This window comes from Aquitalea aquatilis (assembly GCF_005155025.1).
Lineage (GTDB): Bacteria > Pseudomonadota > Gammaproteobacteria > Burkholderiales > Chromobacteriaceae > Aquitalea > Aquitalea aquatilis.
The window spans coordinates 350,109-367,084 of sequence record NZ_CP039731.1; the positions used below are offsets into that span (position 1 = coordinate 350,109).

The 16,976-nt window shown below is 60.1% G+C and carries 17 protein-coding genes; 13 read left to right on the forward strand and 4 right to left on the reverse strand.

Annotated elements, in window-relative coordinates; all coding sequences use genetic code 11:
* Nucleotides 1-4: 4 nt before the first annotated feature.
* From FAZ30_RS01670 to FAZ30_RS01685, 4 genes are all read right to left on the reverse strand, one after another.
* Complete coding sequence (locus FAZ30_RS01670; RefSeq protein ID WP_124642531.1) at nt 5-928, reverse strand: ABC transporter permease subunit; 924 nt, start codon at nt 926-928, stop codon at nt 5-7.
* A gap of 17 nt (nt 929-945) precedes the next feature.
* On the reverse strand, nt 946-1,974 hold the full coding sequence (locus tag FAZ30_RS01675; RefSeq protein WP_124642529.1) for an ABC transporter permease subunit: 1,029 nt from the start codon (nt 1,972-1,974) through the stop codon (nt 946-948).
* A gap of 437 nt (nt 1,975-2,411) precedes the next feature.
* On the reverse strand, nt 2,412-4,010 hold the full coding sequence (locus FAZ30_RS01680) for an ABC transporter substrate-binding protein (RefSeq protein WP_124642527.1): 1,599 nt from the start codon (nt 4,008-4,010) through the stop codon (nt 2,412-2,414).
* Between the two features lie 177 nt (nt 4,011-4,187).
* A complete protein-coding gene (locus FAZ30_RS01685; protein WP_124642525.1) occupies nt 4,188-5,309 on the reverse strand; it encodes a beta-ketoacyl-ACP synthase III in 1,122 nt (373 codons plus the stop codon).
* A 328-nt stretch (nt 5,310-5,637) separates the two neighbouring features.
* Here FAZ30_RS01685 and iscR point away from each other — a divergent pair, with 328 nt between their 5' ends.
* The 13 genes from iscR (at nt 5,638) to FAZ30_RS01750 (ending at nt 16,973) form a co-directional block, all read left to right on the forward strand.
* A complete protein-coding gene (gene iscR / locus FAZ30_RS01690) occupies nt 5,638-6,132 on the forward strand; it encodes a Fe-S cluster assembly transcriptional regulator IscR (protein ID WP_124642523.1) in 495 nt (164 codons plus the stop codon).
* 27 nt (nt 6,133-6,159) lie between these two features.
* Nucleotides 6,160-7,377, forward strand: a complete 1,218-nt coding sequence (locus FAZ30_RS01695) for an IscS subfamily cysteine desulfurase (protein WP_059286361.1) — start codon at nt 6,160-6,162, stop codon at nt 7,375-7,377.
* A gap of 64 nt (nt 7,378-7,441) precedes the next feature.
* On the forward strand, nt 7,442-7,825 hold the full coding sequence (iscU, locus tag FAZ30_RS01700) for a Fe-S cluster assembly scaffold IscU (protein WP_124642521.1): 384 nt from the start codon (nt 7,442-7,444) through the stop codon (nt 7,823-7,825).
* Nucleotides 7,826-7,835: 10 nt separating this feature from the next.
* A complete protein-coding gene (gene iscA / locus FAZ30_RS01705; RefSeq protein ID WP_124642519.1) occupies nt 7,836-8,159 on the forward strand; it encodes an iron-sulfur cluster assembly protein IscA in 324 nt (107 codons plus the stop codon).
* 85 nt (nt 8,160-8,244) lie between these two features.
* Nucleotides 8,245-8,778: a Fe-S protein assembly co-chaperone HscB gene (gene hscB, locus FAZ30_RS01710; protein WP_124642517.1), complete on the forward strand. Its 534-nt coding sequence runs from the start codon at nt 8,245-8,247 to the stop codon at nt 8,776-8,778.
* A 59-nt stretch (nt 8,779-8,837) separates the two neighbouring features.
* A complete protein-coding gene (gene hscA / locus FAZ30_RS01715; RefSeq protein ID WP_137008505.1) occupies nt 8,838-10,697 on the forward strand; it encodes a Fe-S protein assembly chaperone HscA in 1,860 nt (619 codons plus the stop codon).
* 9 nt (nt 10,698-10,706) lie between these two features.
* Nucleotides 10,707-11,048: an ISC system 2Fe-2S type ferredoxin gene (gene fdx, locus FAZ30_RS01720; RefSeq protein ID WP_103524977.1), complete on the forward strand. Its 342-nt coding sequence runs from the start codon at nt 10,707-10,709 to the stop codon at nt 11,046-11,048.
* Between the two features lie 135 nt (nt 11,049-11,183).
* A complete protein-coding gene (gene iscX / locus FAZ30_RS01725) occupies nt 11,184-11,378 on the forward strand; it encodes a Fe-S cluster assembly protein IscX (protein ID WP_103524978.1) in 195 nt (64 codons plus the stop codon).
* Nucleotides 11,379-11,545: 167 nt separating this feature from the next.
* Complete coding sequence (locus tag FAZ30_RS01730) at nt 11,546-12,190, forward strand: glutathione S-transferase family protein (protein WP_124642512.1); 645 nt, start codon at nt 11,546-11,548, stop codon at nt 12,188-12,190.
* An 86-nt stretch (nt 12,191-12,276) separates the two neighbouring features.
* A complete protein-coding gene (udk, locus tag FAZ30_RS01735; protein ID WP_124642510.1) occupies nt 12,277-12,894 on the forward strand; it encodes a uridine kinase in 618 nt (205 codons plus the stop codon).
* 481 nt (nt 12,895-13,375) lie between these two features.
* Nucleotides 13,376-14,650 carry an amino acid deaminase gene (locus FAZ30_RS01740; RefSeq protein WP_137008507.1) on the forward strand — a complete coding sequence of 425 codons (1,275 nt, stop codon included), beginning with the start codon at nt 13,376-13,378 and terminating at the stop codon, nt 14,648-14,650.
* Between the two features lie 75 nt (nt 14,651-14,725).
* Nucleotides 14,726-16,078 (forward strand): GntT/GntP/DsdX family permease, encoded by a 1,353-nt coding sequence (locus FAZ30_RS01745; protein WP_124642506.1) that lies wholly within the window; start codon nt 14,726-14,728, stop codon nt 16,076-16,078.
* 31 nt (nt 16,079-16,109) lie between these two features.
* Nucleotides 16,110-16,973, forward strand: a complete 864-nt coding sequence (locus tag FAZ30_RS01750) for a MurR/RpiR family transcriptional regulator (protein ID WP_124642504.1) — start codon at nt 16,110-16,112, stop codon at nt 16,971-16,973.
* Nucleotides 16,974-16,976: the final 3 nt, after the last annotated feature.

Below are 16,976 nucleotides of genomic sequence, written 5' to 3' on the forward strand. Positions count from 1 at the left end.
CTCCTCAGGCGGCGCGCTTCAGTTTCGGATCCAGCGCATCGCGCAGGCCGTCACCCATCAGGTTGATGGCCAACACCGACAGCAAAATGGTCAGGCCCGGCAGAGACACCACCCACCAGGCACGCTCGATGTAATCACGGGCAGACGCCAGCATGGTGCCCCACTCCGGCGTGGGCGGCTGAACGCCCAAGCCCAGAAAGCCCAGCGCAGCGATTTCCAGAATGGCCGAGGAGAAGCTCATGGTGGCATGCACGATCAGCGGTGCCATGCAGTTGGGCAGCACGGTGTTGAACATCAGGCGGAACAGCCCGGCACCGGACACGCGCGAGGCGGTGACGTAATCACGGTTCAGCTCGGTCATGGCCGAGGCGCGGGTCAGCCGCACATAGGCCGGCAAGGACACCGTGGCAATGGCGATCATGGCATTCATCAGGCCAGGTCCCAGAATGGCCATGATGGCTACCGCCAGCAACAGCGAAGGCAAGGCCATCATGATGTCCATGACGCGCATGATCACCCCGCCCAAGACCTTGGGGAAAAAGGCCGCCAGCAAGCCCAGCACCACGCCCGGAATCAGCGCCAGCAGTACCGAGCACATGCCGATGAACAGCGACAGGCGCGCACCGTAGATCAGGCGCGACAGGATGTCGCGACCCAGCTCATCGGTACCCAGCAAAAACTGGGCCGAACCGCCATCCAGCCAGGCTGGCGGTGTCAGCAGATGCTCACGGTATTGTTCGATGGGACTGTAGGGTGCCACGACAGGAGCCAGAATGGCGCACAGCAGCACGATGCTCATGAAGATCAGCCCGGCCACGGCACCCTTGTTATAGGAAAAGCCCTGCCAGAACTCCTTGAATGGCGAGGGGTAGCTCAGCGCCGCATCTTCGGCAGCCGACGCGACGGTAGAGGTGTTTGCATTAGTCATAGCGATACCTGCAAGCGTTATTTGGCGTGACGGATACGCGGATTGGCGACACCGTACAGAATATCCACGATGAAATTGGTGACGATCACCAGCGTGGCCACGATCAGGATGCCGTTTTGCACCACGGGATAATCGCGGCGGCTGATGGCATCGATCAGCCATTTGCCGATGCCGGGCCAGGAGAAGATGGTTTCGGTCAGCACGGCGCCGCCCATCAGCGTGCCCACTTGCAGGCCGATCACCGTCAGTACCGGAATCAGCGCATTACGCAGGGTATGCACAAAGATGACACGCGCCGGCGACAGGCCCTTGGCACGGGCGGTACGCACATAGTCTTCGCGCAGCACTTCCAACATCGAGGAGCGGGTCATCCGGGCAATCACCGCCAGCGGAATGGTCCCCAGCACGATGGCCGGCAGGATCAGATGCATCAGGGCATCCTTGAAGGCGCCGGCATTGGCCGCCGGATCGGCCGCTTCGGCCAGCCAGGTATCGATCAGCATGAAGCCGGTGCGCGGCGTGATGTCATAAGCCAGATCCAGCCGGCCGGAAACCGGTGTCCAGCCCAGCTTGACCGAGAAGAACATGATGAGAATCAGGCCCCACCAGAAAATCGGCATGGAAAAACCAGTGAGCGAAATGCCCATCACACCGTGATCCAGAATCGACCCGCGCTTGATGGCAGCAGTGACACCAGCCAGCAGGCCGAACACCACGGCAAACAGCATGGCGGCCAGCGCCAGCTCCAGCGTGGCGGGAAACAGTGTCTTGAACTCGACCCAGACACTGCTCTTGGTCACCAGCGACTCACCCAGATTGCCATGCAGCAGATTGCTGATGTAATCGATGTATTGCGCATACAGTGGTTTATCCAGGCCAAGACGGTGCATGGCATCGGCGTGCATCTGCGGATCCAGCGTGCGCTCGCCCACCATGACTTCGACCGGGTCCCCGGGAATCATGCGGATAAGGCCGAAAGTCAGCAGGGTAATGCCGAAGAACGTGGGAATCAGTAAACCCAGTCTGCGGAAAATGAAAGACAACATACGTACTTCTCCCGTGAATCCACACTGTCTTGCAGCATGACAGATGGACACCGTTAATTCAGACCCAAAGCGTGGATTTGGATGACGATACCGGTAACAGGGAGGAATGCGGGAGAGCGAAAGAGAACAACAAGAGGGTGTCGGGCAGAAGACGCCAGCTGAACCACCCACCTACATCAGCCACGTCTTCGCCACGACGGAGTGAAGATATCACCCGGGCGCGGCCACGCCTTTGATACAGGTCAAGCCTGCCACCACGGCGCTGGCACACCAGCCTCTGTCCTGCTGCTCATCCTGCTTCCGGCTGGCATCCCCTGCCTGTCGTGCCGGCAACTGCGCGCCCTTCTCTGATGGAAGGATAGGCAGTGTTACATGCAAAACATCGGGGGCTTGCGCCCCCGATGTTCAACACTTCCCCGCAGGGAAGCATGCTGGCATTACTTCAGGCTGACACCGTAGAAGGAGTTCAGACCGAACGGGCTGACCTTGAAGCCAACCACCGACTTGGACATCGGCTGTACCACGGTGGAGTGGGCAACCGTGGTGTACGGCAGTTGCTGCTTGAAGATTTCCTGTGCCTTGCTGTACAGCTTGGTGCGCTCGGCCACATTGGTGGTGCGCTTGGCTTTTTGCAGCAGGTCTTCAAACGGCTTGTAGCACCACTTGGCAAAGTTGTTGCCGTTCATGGCTTCGCAGCCCAGCTGGGTGCCCAGCCAGTTGTCCGGATCACCATTATCACCAGTCCAGCCGATCAGCATGGCATCGTGCTCGCCAGCCTTGGCGCGCTTGATGTACTCGCCCCATTCGTAGGTGGTGATCTTGGCCTTGACGCCGATCTTAGCCCAGTCAGCCTGTACCATTTCGGCCATCAGCTTGGCATTGGGGTTGTACGGACGCTGTACCGGCATCGCCCACAGGGTGATGTCGAAGCCGTTCGGGTAGCCGGCCTTGGCCAGCAGCGCCTTGGCTTTTTCCACGCTGTACGGTGCGTCTTTCAGGCTCTTGTTATACGACCACTGGGTCGGCGGCATCGGGTTGGTCGCGGCCTGGCCTGCGCCCTGGTATACCGCATCGATGATGGCTTTCTTGTTGACGGCCATGTCCAGTGCCTGACGCACTTCCAGCTTGTCCATCGGCTTGTGCTTGACGTTGTAAGCCAGGTAGCCCAGGTTGAAGCCGGCTTGGGAAATCACGTTCAGCTTGCTGTCAGCCTTCATGGCCGCGATGTCGGTCGGGCGCGGGAAAGCAGTAATCTGGCATTCGCCAGCCTTCAGCTTTTGGAAACGCACCGACGGATCGGTAGTGATGGCAAAGACCAGATTGTCGACTTTAGGACCGTCGGCCTTGTCCCAGTACTGCTTGTTGGCAGCAAAGCGGATCTGCGCATCTTTCTGATAACGCTTGAAGATGAAGGGGCCCGTACCAACCGGCTGCTGGTTCAGCAGTTGCGGTGTACCAGCCTTCAGCAGCTTGTCGGCGTATTCAGCCGACTGGATGGAGGCAAAACTCATCGCCAGGTTCTGCAGGAAGGCAGCGTCGATGCTCTTCAGGGTGAACTTGACGGTGTTGGCATCCAGCTTTTCGACCTTGGTGATGTTTTCATCCATGCCCATATCGGTGAAATACGGGAATTCGGTCGGGTAGGCTTTGCGGAAGGCGTTGTTCTTGTTGAGCATGCGGTCGAAGGTAAACACCACGTCATCCGCACCGAAGTCACGCGTCGGCTTGAAGTAATCCGTGGTCTGGATCTTCACGCCCTTGCGCAGATGGAAGGTGTAGGACAAGCCATCAGCAGCCACGTCCCATTTTTCCGCCAGACCCGGCACTACCTTGGTGCCACCGCGCTGGAATTGCACCAGTCGGTTGAAAACGGTTTCGGCGGCGGCATCGAAGTCCGTGCCGGTGGTGTACTGACCCGGGTCGAAACCGGCCGGGCTACCTTCCGAGCAATATACGAGCGTACCAGCAGCTTGCGCGGCCATCGAGGCCGTGGCGATCAGGCCGGCGGCCAGCAGCATTTTTTTTGCAGCTTGCATGTGTTCTTTCCTTTTCCTTTGTACAGACTTCGTGTTTTTTATCGATCGTCCGATCTCTTTAAGCGCTTTTTGGGCTGCTTTGGTCGGATACATTATGCAGAGAGGGGCAGTTTGACAAGCACCCCTCCCCTGTTTTCAGTCATTTATTGCGCGTGCACAGCAGTTGTCAGGCAAAAACTAGCACTTTTTAACCACAACGCTGCCGACCGAATAACCGGCACCAAACGAGGAAATGACCCCGATATCGCCGGTTTGCAAACCACTACGGCACAGATGAAAAGCAATGATCGAGCCAGCCGAGCTGGTATTGGCATAGCGATCCAGAATCACCGGAGCCTCCTGTTCCGCGGCATCGCGGCCCAGTACACGGCGGGCAATCAGCTGGTTCATCGCCAGATTGGCCTGATGCAGCCAGAAACGGCTGACCTGCTGCGGCTGGATGTCCAGGCTTTCCAGATGCTGCCCGATGTGCTCACCCACCATCGGGCACACTTCCTTGAAGACCTTGCGCCCCTGCTGCACAAACAGCTTGTCGATCTGGCCGATGCCCTGCTCGTCGCAACGATTCAGGAAACCGAAATTGTTGCGGATATTATTGGAGAACACGGTGGCCAGGCGGGTGCCGAGGATTTCGAACTGCTCGGCCGCAGTGGCCGACTCGGCGGCTTCCAGCACAATGGCCGTGCAGGCATCACCAAAGATGAAGTGGCTGTCGCGGTCGCGGAAGTTAAGGTGGGCCGAGCAGATTTCCGGGCTGATGACCAGCACCGCACGCGCCTGGCCGCTCTGGATGGCATTGACCGCAGTCTGAATGCCAAATGTGGCAGAAGAACAAGCCACATTCATATCGAAGGCATAACCCTGCACGCCCAGCGCCTGCTGAATTTCAATGGACACGGCCGGATAGGGGCGCTGCATATTGGAACAAGCCACCAATACCATATCGATGTCAGCCGCGCTTCTGCCCGCCTGGGCCAGCGCCGCCGTGGCGGCGGCCACGCCCATTTCGGCCTGGATGGACAATGCGTCGTTGCTGCGCTCCGGCAGGTAGGGCGTCATCCGCGCCGGGTCCAGCACCCCATCCTTGTTCATCAGATAGCGTTGCTTGATGCCGGAAGCCTTCTCGATGAATTCCGCACTGGATTCGGCCAGCGCGGTCAGGCTGCCGGCAGCGATTTCGGCCGCATGCTGCTGGTTGTATGCAGCGACATAGTGATTGAAAGCAACAACCAGCTCTTCGTTGCTGACGGCATGCGGCGGGGTAAACAGGCCGGTGCCGCTGATGACCACTTTCTTCATATTCCCTGTCTCTCTGACAAAAACGCCGCCAGCAATAGGTTCTGCCCTTACCACAGCAAGCGGTACGGCAGCAGCGCACAGCAGGCGGCATTTGTGATTGCACCCATGTAAACGGGCGTTTGCTCGAATGATACACCAAGCCCTGCACAGCCTGTAATTAATGCCCCCGGCCGTTTATAAACCTAGTAAAATGCTCAACTTTGCTGCACTTGCGTCGCAGGTCTGGGATGCTTTGCAACAACCATGTGCGCATGGATGCATTTATAGTTGACCAAATTAGTCGGGAATTGGGTATAATAAGCCCAACCACCCACCGGAGTTTAAGATCATGCGTCTCACCACCAAAGGCCGCTTTGCGGTAACCGCCATGCTCGACCTTGCCATGCGCGAAGCCAATGGCCCGGTGACACTGGCCGGCATCAGCGAACGCCAGAGCATTTCCCTTTCCTACCTGGAACAACTGTTTGGCAAACTGCGCCGTTCCGAACTGGTTGACAGCGTGCGCGGCCCTGGCGGCGGTTACACCCTGGCCCGCGTCCCGGCCGATATCTCGGTGGCAGACATCATCGCCGCCGTGGACGAGCCGGTTGACGCCACCCAGTGCGGCGGCCGCGAAAACTGTCATGACAACCACCGCTGCATGACCCACGACTTGTGGACCAACCTGAACGCCACCATTTTCGACTATCTGGCCAAGGTAACCCTGGGCAGCCTGGTTGAAAAGCAGCGCGCCAAGGAAGCAGCCGCCAAAGATAGCAATGTAATGCAGGACAAGCGCGAAAGCAGCACCCGTACTGCTGCCTCCGCCTCCAGCGCACTGTAAGCGCACCGCATCCCCGGAGAATTGATAATGAGTCAGCTCAAGCTTCCCATCTACCTCGACTATTCGGCCACTACCCCGGTCGATCCCCGCGTTGCCGCCAAGATGATTCCCTATCTGACCGAGCAGTTCGGCAACCCGGCGTCGCGTAGCCACAGCTTTGGCTGGACGGCAGAAGAGGCGGTAGAGAATGCGCGGGCAGAAGTGGCCAAGCTCCTGAATGCCGACCCCAAGGAAATCGTCTGGACCTCCGGTGCCACCGAGTCTGACAACCTGGCCATCAAGGGCGCCGCCCAGTTCTACAAGAGCCGTGGCAAGCACATCATCACCGTCAAGACCGAACACAAGGCGGTGCTGGATACCTGTCGCGAGCTGGAACGCCAGGGCTTTGAAGTCACTTATCTGGGCGTGCAGGAAAACGGCCTGATCGACATCGAAGAATTCAAGGCGGCCATTCGTCCGGACACCATTCTGGTGTCGGTGATGTACGTCAACAATGAAATCGGCGTGATTCAGGACATTCCGCAGATCGGCGAGATCTGCCGCGAAAAAGGCATCATCTTCCATGTCGATGCCACCCAGGCACCCGGCAAGGTGAAGATGGACATGAATGTGCTGAAGGTGGACCTGATGAGCCTGTCCGCCCACAAGGCCTACGGCCCCAAGGGTATTGGTGCACTGTATGTGCGTCGCAAGCCGCGCGTGCGCCTGGAAGCCCAGATGCACGGTGGTGGCCACGAGCGCGGCTTCCGTTCCGGCACCCTGCCCACCCACCAGATCGTCGGCATGGGCGAGGCTTTCCGCCTGGCACGTGAAGAGATGGACAGCGAGAGCGAACGCATCCGCATGCTGCGCGACCGTCTGTGGAACGGCATCAAGGATATGGAAGAGGTGTACATCAATGGCGACATCGACCAGCGTGTACCGCACAACCTCAATGTCAGCTTCAACTTCGTCGAAGGCGAAAGCCTGATCATGGCGATCAAGGACCTGGCCGTTTCCAGCGGTTCGGCCTGTACCTCGGCCTCGCTGGAGCCGTCCTATGTGCTGCGCGCACTGGGCCGTAACGACGAGATGGCACACAGCTCCATCCGCTTCACCCTGGGCCGCTTCACCACCGAAGAAGAAATCGACTTCGCCATTGCGCTGTTGAAAGATAAAATCGGCAAGCTGCGCGAACTGTCCCCGCTGTGGGAGATGTTCAAGGAAGGCGTAGACCTGAATTCGGTACAGTGGGCCGCACACTGAACATTCAATGATTTACGGGGTGGGCCAGCCAGTTTGGCCGGCCCCGTCAGCAGGAGAGAGAACCATGGCATACAGCGACAAGTTGATGGATCACTACGAGAACCCGCGCAATGTAGGTTCCTTCGAAAAGGGCGATGACAGCGTGGGCACCGGCATGGTGGGTGCACCGGCCTGTGGCGACGTGATGAAGCTGCAGATCAAGGTCAACGCCGATGGCGTGATCGAAGACGCCAAATTCAAAACCTACGGCTGTGGCTCGGCCATTGCTTCGTCGTCCTTGGTCACCGAATGGGTGAAAGGCAAATCGCTGGACGAAGCCATGTCCATCAAGAATACCGCCATCGCCGAAGAGCTGGCCTTGCCGCCGGTAAAGATCCACTGCTCCATCCTGGCCGAAGACGCCATCAAGGCAGCAGTCAGCGACTACAAGCAAAAGCACGGCAAGTAAGGAGCACGACATGGCTATCACTCTGTCCGCCAGCGCGGCCAACCACGTCAGCCAGTTTCTGGCCAAACGCGGCAAGGGCCTGGGCATTCGTCTGGGGGTGAAAACCTCCGGCTGCTCCGGCATGGCTTACAAGTTGGAGTTTGTCGACTCGGCCATCGAGGACGACATCACCTTCGAAAGCCATGGCGTCACCGTCTTCACCGATGCCAAGAGCCTGGCCTATCTGGACGGCACCGAACTGGATTACTCCAAGGAAGGGCTTAACGAAGGTTTCAAGTTCAACAACCCCAACGTGAAAAACGAATGTGGTTGTGGCGAAAGCTTCAACGTCTGATTGCGCGCCTTCGCGCCACACTGTCGTGGATGGCCGCTGCTAGCGGCCATCTGCCAGTCAACCAGCAGTTTCCCAGCCCAAGGCCATGACCACCGAATTCTCCCAGGATTTCTTCCAGCTGTTCGGCCTGTCGCGCCGCTTCGCGCTGGATAGCCAGCAACTCGAACAATCCTGGCGCGCCGCCGCCGCCGCCGTCCACCCAGACCGTTACGCCAGCAGCCCGGATGCGGAAAAGCGCATGGCTTTGATGCAGGCCACCCATGTCAACGAAGCCTATCAGACCCTGAAAAGCCCGCTGCGCCGTGGCCGTTACCTGCTATCGCTGCAGGGTGTGGATACCCAGGAAGAAACCAATACCAGCATGCCGCTGGACTTCCTGATGGCCCAGATGGAATGGCGCGAAAGCATCGAAGAAGCGCGCGAAAGCAGTGATGTCGACGCACTGGAAACCCTGTCCTCCCGCCTGCGCAGCGAAAAGCGCGCGCTGGAAGCCGAACTGGGCGAGGCGCTGGACACCACAGCAGACTTGGACGCAGCTGCGGTGATGGTGCGAAAATTGCGCTTTCTGGAAAAACTCGATCAGGAGATCGGCGACGCCATCGAAACCCTGCTTGGCTAAGCCGTCACAACTGGCACCGCTGATGTTTCTGCTCACGCGACAACAATAAAGATTCCGTCATGGCTCTACTACAAATCGCCGAACCCGGCCTGTCCGCAGCACCACACCAGCACCGTCTGGCAGTGGGCATTGATCTTGGCACCACCAACTCGCTGGTGGCCACGGTAAGAAGTGGCGCCACCACCGTACTGGCCGACGAGTTCGGCCGTAGCCTGCTGCCCTCGGTCGTACGCTATCAGGATGGCGGCCAGGTGACGGTGGGCTACGATGCCCAGCGCGAACAGAACCATGACCCGCACAACACCATCACCTCAGTAAAACGCTTCATGGGCCGTGGCCTGTCCGACATCAAGGACGCCCGCAGCCTGCCCTATCGTTTTGTCGATGCGCCCGGCATGGTGCAATTGCACACTACTGCTGGCGTAAAAAGCCCGGTGGAAGTGTCAGCCGACATCTTGCGTACCCTGGCCCAGCGTGCCGAAGCCACATTGGGTGGCGAGCTGACCGGTGCCGTGATTACCGTACCGGCGTATTTTGACGACGCCCAGCGCCAGGCCACCAAGGATGCAGCGCGCCTTGCCGGTCTCACCGTATTGCGCCTGCTGAACGAACCCACTGCCGCTGCCATTGCCTACGGTCTGGACAATGCTGCAGAAGGCACTTACGTGGTGTACGACCTGGGTGGCGGTACTTTTGACATCTCCATCCTCAAACTCACCCGTGGGGTATTTGAAGTGCTGTCCACCAGTGGCGACTCCGCCCTGGGTGGCGATGACTTCGACCACCGCGTGTATTGCTGGATTCTGGAACAAGCCGACCTGCACGGCCTGTCCGCCCAGGATACCCGCCTCTTGCTCACCCGTGCCCGTGAAGCGAAAGAGGCACTTACCGAACACAGTGACACTCGCATCACCGCCATCCTGTCCGATGGCAATGCGGTAGACCTGACGCTGAATCAGGACACCTTCCGCCAGATCACCAAAACCCTGGTCGATAAGACCCTGCTACCGGTGCGCAAGGCCCTGCGCGATGCCGACATCACCGCCGGCGACGTCAAGGGCGTGGTGATGGTGGGCGGTGCCACCCGCATGCCGCACATCCAGAAAGCCGTGGCCGATTTCTTCGGCCAGCCGCCGCTGACCAATCTGGACCCGGACAAGGTGGTGGCCATCGGTGCCGCAATTCAAGCCAATGTACTGGCCGGCAACAAGGGTGAAGACGAATGGCTGCTGCTGGACGTGATTCCGCTGTCGCTGGGCATCGAAACCATGGGCGGCCTGACGGAAAAGATCATCCCGCGCAACAGCACCATTCCGGTGGCGCGTGCGCAGGAATTCACCACTTTCAAGGATGGCCAGACTGCCATGTCCATCCACGTGCTACAGGGTGAGCGCGAACTGGTGGCCGACTGCCGCAGCCTGGCGCAATTCGTGCTGCGCGGCATTCCACCCATGGTGGCCGGTGCTGCCCGCATCCGCATTACCTTCCAGGTGGACGCCGACGGCCTGCTGGCGGTATCTGCCCGTGAAATGACCAGCGGCGTGGAAGCCAGTATCGAGGTGAAACCCTCTTATGGCTTGTCCGACGACGCCATCAGCCAGATGCTGAGCGACTCGCTGGCCCATGTGCAGGACGACATCGAAGCGCGCAAACTGCGCGAAGCCATTGTCGATGCCGACAGCCTGCGCGATGCCACCCTGGCTGCGCTGCGCATCGATGGCGACCTGCTCACGGCAGATGAAACCAGCGCCATCCAGCAGGTGTTGCAGCAACTGGAACAGGCCACGGCCAGCCAGACCACCCTGCAGGTCAACCAGGCCACCCATCGCCTGAACAAGGCCACCGAAGACTTTGCCGCCCGCCGCATGGATCGCAACATCCAGCGCGCACTCAAAGGCCAGAAAATTTCCGAGCTATAAGGACCCTCCATGCCACGCCTGATTGTGCTGCCCCACGCCGACCTCTGCCCCGAAGGCGCAGTGATCGACAACGCCGAAACCGGCAAAAACATCTGCGAGGTGTTGCTGGAACACGATATCGAAATCGAACATGCCTGCGAGCTGTCCTGTGCCTGCACCACCTGCCACTGCATTGTGCGCGAAGGCTTTGATTCGCTGAACGAAGCGGACGAACTGGAAGAAGACATGCTGGACAAGGCCTGGGGGCTGGAATCCCAGTCGCGCCTGTCCTGCCAGGCGGTGATCGGTGACGAAGACCTGGTGGTGGAGATTCCGCGCTACACCATCAATCACGCGCGCGAACACCATTAATTGCGTCTCCCGGCAGCGCGGCCCTGCTCGCCCGTGCGACATGCACTGCCACCAGACAACATCCTTCATGCAGAGCACGCCGTAAAATCCCGCTGGCCGGGTTTTATGCGCGGCTCCGGGACTCAGGAGAACGAGATGAAATGGACCGACGTTAACGACATCGCCATCGAGCTGGTGGAAAGCCATCCCGACATCGACCCCAAAACCGTGCGTTTTGTCGACCTGCACAACTGGGTGATTGCCCTGCCAGACTTCGACGACGACCACAGCCGTGGCGGCGAGCGGGTGCTGGAAGCCATCCAGCAAGCCTGGATAGACGAAGCAGAATAAGCACAGATTCGCCCCAAGCAACGCCCTGCCCAGCAGGGCGTTTTGCATTGCGCAAACACCCGTCCTAGCCGATGCAGCTGGCTGGCTGCCCATGACAGCCTGCTATAAGATGATTCATCCCCTACCCTGCCGCCGCCTCATCGCGGTGACATCATGGAGCCTACCCCATGTTTACCCTGATCATCGGCAACAAGAATCTGTCTTCCTGGTCGCTGCGCCCCTGGCTGGTGCTGAAAATGCTGAACGAGCCTTTCGAGGAAAAGCATATCGACCTCACCAGCAGCGACTGCAAGGAACGCCTCCTCGCCTGCAACCCGGCCGGCAAGGTGCCCTTGCTGATCGACCAGCAGCTGCGCATCGGCGACAGCCTGGCCATCTGCGAGTACCTGGCCGAATGCTTCCCCGCTGCCGGCCTGTGGCCGGACGATGCCGCCACCCGTGCCATCGCCCGGGCCGTCGTGGCAGAAATGCACGCCGGCTTTACCGCCCTGCGCAGCGAGTTGCCGATGAATGTCTGTGGCGACTACCCAGCCAGCACGCCAGGTGCCGCCGCCCAGGCCGACATTGCCCGCATCAGCAGCCTGTGGGAAAGCCTGCGTCAGCAACATCAGGGCAGCGGCCCCTTCCTGTTTGGCCAGTTCAGCATTGCCGACGCTTTTTTCGCGCCGGTGGTATGGCGCTTTCACAGCTACCACGTGGCACTCAGCGACCTTGCTGCAGCCTACGCCACCCACATGCGCCAACTCCCCGCCATGCAGGAATGGCTGGCCGCAGCGCAACAGGAAGAACAGGCGTCCGCCTCCAGCAAATAAATACCGCAATCCTGATGGAACAACGCGCCATAACTCATTAAAATGGCGCGTTTTTTTATGCGTTATTGCGTCAAGAGGCTTACAGCATGACTACCCCGTTCATTATCGGCGTTGCCGGCGGCAGCGGCAGCGGCAAGACCACGGTAACCGCCAAGGTGCTGGAAACCATCGGTCCCGACATGGCGGCCGTCATCGTGCAGGACTATTACTACCGGGATCAGGCCCACCTGACCTTCGAACAGCGCCTCGCCACCAATTACGACCACCCGCACGCCTTCGACTGGCCCTTGCTGATCGAGCATATCGAAGAGCTGCTGGCCGGCCGGCCTATCGACATGCCGGTCTACGACTTCACCAACCACACTCGCGCAACAGAAACCATTACGGTAAAGCCCGCCCCGGTCATCGTCATCGAAGGGCTGTTTCCGCTGTACGATGCCGCCCTGCGCGACATGATGTCGCTGAAGATCTTCGTGGATACCGACCCGGACGTGCGCTTCATCCGCCGCCTGCAACGCGATATCCGTGAACGCGGCCGCAGTGCCGACCATGTGATCGAACACTATCTGGCCACCGTGCGCCCCATGCACAACCAGTTCATCGAGCCGACCAAACGCTTTGCCGATGTGATACTGCCCCATGGTGCCAACGACCCGGCGGTGGACATCATCACCACTAAGGTCGCCAGCCTGATCAGCCACTAAGGCGACTCAGCCTCCAGACGGGCTGCCACCACAGCCCGTCGCCATACTTCCCCCTCCGCCTGACTGCAACGCCCAGCCGACACCCCACGGACAAATGCGTCATTTCCGCGGCTACCGCAGACTGACGGCCAAGCACAGCGGGCCTTCCTCCCCTGCCACCACGCTTGCCTGCCGCCTCTTGACAGGAAAATAGCCTCGTCTTTCCGCTGACTTAGCACATCCCGTCACTCCCCCTGCCTCACCCACTGTCCACAAGCAGCTGCCACCCCTGCCGTGAAGGGCGACACGGTACATCCTTTAGGCCAGATGCCAGCAGAACAGACTTGCCGGAAAGTCCGCCCTGATCGTGTCGCAATAATGCCGCACTCAACCTGACCTAAAGACAGGTGTTTCCTGACTTCTGTGAAATAAATTTTCAAAAATGATGAATTTATTTACGTTTTTTGATAATTTTTTTCAAAACAATCATGAGGAGATGGCCATGGCGAAACAGGAAGGCTCAGCGCAGACGCTGAACCGGGCGACCAAGGGACTGGGTAGCAGCCCCGCATCCTGCACCCTGCAGCAGGTAGCGGAACAGGGCTGGAACATCCTGCGCGAGGATGTCAGCCTGCCGGTGGCATTGCTGCGCCAGAGTCGTATCGAACACAATCTGCAATGGATGCAGCAGTTCATGCAGCGCTACGGTGTAGAACTGGCCCCTCATGGCAAAACCACCATGAGCCCGGCGCTGTTCCACATGCAGCTGGCGCATGGGGCCTGGGGCATCACCCTGGCCACTGCTCCGCAAGTGCATGCGGCCTATCTGCACGGTATCCGCCGCTTCCTGCTGGCCAACCAGCTGGTAGGCAAGGCCAATATGGCCATCATCTCCCGCCTGCAACAGCAAGACCCCGACTTCAGCTTCTGCTGCATTGTCGACTCTGCCGCCAATATTGATGCACTGGGCCAGTTCTTTGCCCAGAGCGGGCAGACATTGCGCATCCTGCTGGAATACGGCGTGGAAGGCGGCCGTACCGGTGTGCGTTCGCCCCAGCAGGAAAATGAAGTGCTGGCGGCCATTGCGCGCTGGCCACAATCGCTCAGCCTGATCGGGGTGGAAATCTACGAGGGGGTATTGCAGCAGGAAGAAGACATCCGCGCTTTCCTGCGCAGCGTGGTGGCCCGTACTCGCGAGCACGCCGCGCGCGGGCTGTTCCGCGAAGAGAAAATCCTGCTCAGCGGTGCCGGCTCCGCCTGGTACGACGTGGTGGCCGATGAATTCTCCGGCCTCGAACTGGGCCAGCCATTGCAGGTGCTGCTGCGCCCCGGCTGCTATCTCACCCACGATGTCGGCATCTATCTGCATGCCGAACAGCGCATCCAGAGCAATAACCCGGTGGCCCGCGAAATGGGCCGCAGCCTGCAGCCGGCCCTGCAATTGTGGGCGTATGTGCAATCCATCCCGGAAAGTGGCCGCGCCATCATCGCCCTGGGCAAGCGCGATGCCGCTTTCGATGCCGGCCTGCCGCAGGTGTCACTGCATTTCCGTCCCGGCAGCAGCACGACACCGCAGCCGGCTCCGGCTGACTGGATCGTCAGCACCATGATGGACCAGCACGCCTTCATGCGTATTCCGGCCGATGCCGACCTGCAAGTGGGCGACATGCTGGCCTTCGAAATATCCCATCCCTGCCTCACCTTCGACAAATGGCGTCAGCTGCTGCTGGTGGACGATGCCCTCAATGTCACCGGCGCGGTGGAAACCCTGTTTTAGACCAGAAGCACCACCAAGACCGCCCCTGCAACGTACGGGGGCGGCACCCTCCCCCCTACTACAAGGAGAACCCACATGACCCCAGTTCTGGGCAGCCAGCTGTTGCTGTATGCCGCCATCGCCATTATCGCGCTGGTGGTACTGATCGCCCGTTATCGCATCAACCCCTTTATCGTCCTGACGGTGGTTTCCATCGGCCTGGCCCTGGCCGCACAGATGCCGGCCAAGGACATCATGGCCGCCTATGAAACCGGGGTGGGCAAAACACTGGGCCATATCGCGCTGGTGGTGGCATTGGGCACCATGCTGGGCAAGATGATGGCCGAATCCGGTGGTGCCGAGCGCATTGCCCTGACGCTGATCGACAAGTTCGGCGAGAAGAACGCCCACTGGGCCATGGTGTGCATCGCCTTTGTCTGTGGCCTGCCGCTGTTTTTCGAAGTGGGCTTCGTACTGCTGATTCCGATTGCCTTTACCGTGGCCAAGCGCGCTGGCGTGTCCATGCTGCTGGTCGGCCTGCCCATGGTGGCCGGCCTGTCGGTGGTGCATGGGCTGGTGCCGCCGCATCCGGCTGCCATGCTGGCCGTGAACGAATATGGCGCCCAGGTGGGCAAGACCGTGTTCTACGCCATTATTGTCGGCGTGCCCACCGCCATCATCGCCGGTCCGCTTTTTGCCAAATTCATCGCACCGCGTATTGATCTGCCGGCGGAAAACCCGATTGCCAGCCAGTTTACCGAGCGTGAAACCGGCAAACGCGATTTGCCTAGTTTCGGCATCACCATCGCCACCATCCTGCTGCCGGTATTCCTGATGCTGCTGGGTGGCTGGGCCAATGTGCTGACCGACAAGGGCAGCGCCATGAACGGTCTGCTGCTGTTCATCGGCAACTCGGTGATCGCCCTGTTGATCGCCACCCTGGTCAGCTTCTGGACGCTGGGCCTGGCCCGTGGTTTCAGCCGCGACAATATCCTCAAGTTCACCAATGAGTGCCTGGCCCCCACCGCCGCCATTACCTTGCTGGTAGGCGCTGGCGGCGGTCTTAACCGCATCCTGATCGAAACCGGCGTCACCAAGGAAATCATTGCCCTGTCGGCAGAATTCCAGCTGTCGCCCCTGCTGCTGGGCTGGCTGCTGGCGGTGCTGATGCGGGTGGCCACCGGTTCGGCCACCGTCGCCATGACCACGGCCGCCGGCATTGTCGCGCCCATTGCCCTGGCCAGTGGCTATCCGCACCCGGAATTGCTGGTGCTGGCCACCGGTGCCGGTTCGCTGATTCTGTCGCACGTCAACGATGGCGGTTTCTGGCTGGTCAAGGAATACTTCAACATGACCGTTATCCAGACCCTGAAAACCTGGACTGTTCTGGAAACCCTGATCTCCGTCGTCGCCTTCCTGCTGACCCTGGGCCTGGCCCAACTGCTGTAAGTGCACGACCGCACCGAAAGAAAGCCCTAGCGTGGACATCCTGTATCTGATTCGCAGTCGTCTGGACCAGCTCAGCCCGACCCAGCTGAAAGTCGCCGAAGCCATTCTGGACGACGTCCGTTTTGCCGCCTCTGCCGGCATCGAGCAACTGGCGGCCAAGGCCGGAGTCAGCCCGGCGGCGATGTCGCGCTTTGCCAAGGCAATGGACTGCGATGACATCCGCACCCTGCGCATGCGGCTGGCACAGGCAGCCACGGTAGGGCAGCGCTTTCTGGACGGCAGCCCCGCACCGGCAGAGCCGGCCAGCTTTTTCGGCAACATCGTCGGCGATATCGAAAAGACCCTGCGTCGCCACCTGGCCGGTTTTGACGAGCAGCAGTTCAGCGCGGCCGTCGACCTGATCTGCCAGGCCGATCGCCTGATTGCTTTTGGCATGGGCGGTGGCTCCACCGTGTTCTCCGACGAACTGCAATTCCGCCTGGTCAGGCTGGGCCATGTGCTGACGGCCTATCACGACCCGGTGCTGATGCGCATTACCGCTGCCACGCTGGGGCCGCATGATCTGCTGATCGTGCTGTCTACCACCGGCATCACACCCGAACTGCTGGCAGCAGTGGACATCGCCCGTGGTTACGGTACCCGTCTGCTGGCGCTGACCCGGCCGGACAGCCCGCTGGCGCGCCGGGCCGATGTGGTGCTGCCGGTATTCCTGGACGAAACCGACTTCATCTACAAACCCACGGCAGCCCGTTACGGCATGCTGCTGGCGGTAGACATCCTCGCCACCGAACTGGCGCTGCGCCAGCCGGAGCACAGCCAGGAGCTGCTGCGCCGCGTCAAGCTGGCACTGGACGACTATCGCCATGGCGAAGACCGCCTGCCGCTTGGAGACTGAACC

What these genes read in the sequence shown, in the direction of transcription:
- iscR (WP_124642523.1), top strand. Translation starts at nt 5,638, where the DNA reads ATGCGTCTCACCACCAAAGGCCGCTTTGCGGTAACCGCCATGCTCGAC.
- udk (WP_124642510.1), top strand. Translation starts at nt 12,277, where the DNA reads ATGACTACCCCGTTCATTATCGGCGTTGCCGGCGGCAGCGGCAGCGGC.
- iscX (WP_103524978.1), top strand. Translation starts at nt 11,184, where the DNA reads ATGAAATGGACCGACGTTAACGACATCGCCATCGAGCTGGTGGAAAGC.
- iscA (WP_124642519.1), top strand. Translation starts at nt 7,836, where the DNA reads ATGGCTATCACTCTGTCCGCCAGCGCGGCCAACCACGTCAGCCAGTTT.
- FAZ30_RS01695 (WP_059286361.1), top strand. Translation starts at nt 6,160, where the DNA reads ATGAGTCAGCTCAAGCTTCCCATCTACCTCGACTATTCGGCCACTACC.
- FAZ30_RS01740 (WP_137008507.1), top strand. Translation starts at nt 13,376, where the DNA reads ATGGCGAAACAGGAAGGCTCAGCGCAGACGCTGAACCGGGCGACCAAG.
- FAZ30_RS01685 (WP_124642525.1), bottom strand. Translation starts at nt 5,309, where the DNA reads ATGAAGAAAGTGGTCATCAGCGGCACCGGCCTGTTTACCCCGCCGCAT.
- FAZ30_RS01730 (WP_124642512.1), top strand. Translation starts at nt 11,546, where the DNA reads ATGTTTACCCTGATCATCGGCAACAAGAATCTGTCTTCCTGGTCGCTG.
- fdx (WP_103524977.1), top strand. Translation starts at nt 10,707, where the DNA reads ATGCCACGCCTGATTGTGCTGCCCCACGCCGACCTCTGCCCCGAAGGC.
- FAZ30_RS01670 (WP_124642531.1), bottom strand. Translation starts at nt 928, where the DNA reads ATGACTAATGCAAACACCTCTACCGTCGCGTCGGCTGCCGAAGATGCG.
- FAZ30_RS01675 (WP_124642529.1), bottom strand. Translation starts at nt 1,974, where the DNA reads ATGTTGTCTTTCATTTTCCGCAGACTGGGTTTACTGATTCCCACGTTC.
- hscA (WP_137008505.1), top strand. Translation starts at nt 8,838, where the DNA reads ATGGCTCTACTACAAATCGCCGAACCCGGCCTGTCCGCAGCACCACAC.
- FAZ30_RS01745 (WP_124642506.1), top strand. Translation starts at nt 14,726, where the DNA reads ATGACCCCAGTTCTGGGCAGCCAGCTGTTGCTGTATGCCGCCATCGCC.
- FAZ30_RS01680 (WP_124642527.1), bottom strand. Translation starts at nt 4,010, where the DNA reads ATGCAAGCTGCAAAAAAAATGCTGCTGGCCGCCGGCCTGATCGCCACG.
- hscB (WP_124642517.1), top strand. Translation starts at nt 8,245, where the DNA reads ATGACCACCGAATTCTCCCAGGATTTCTTCCAGCTGTTCGGCCTGTCG.
- iscU (WP_124642521.1), top strand. Translation starts at nt 7,442, where the DNA reads ATGGCATACAGCGACAAGTTGATGGATCACTACGAGAACCCGCGCAAT.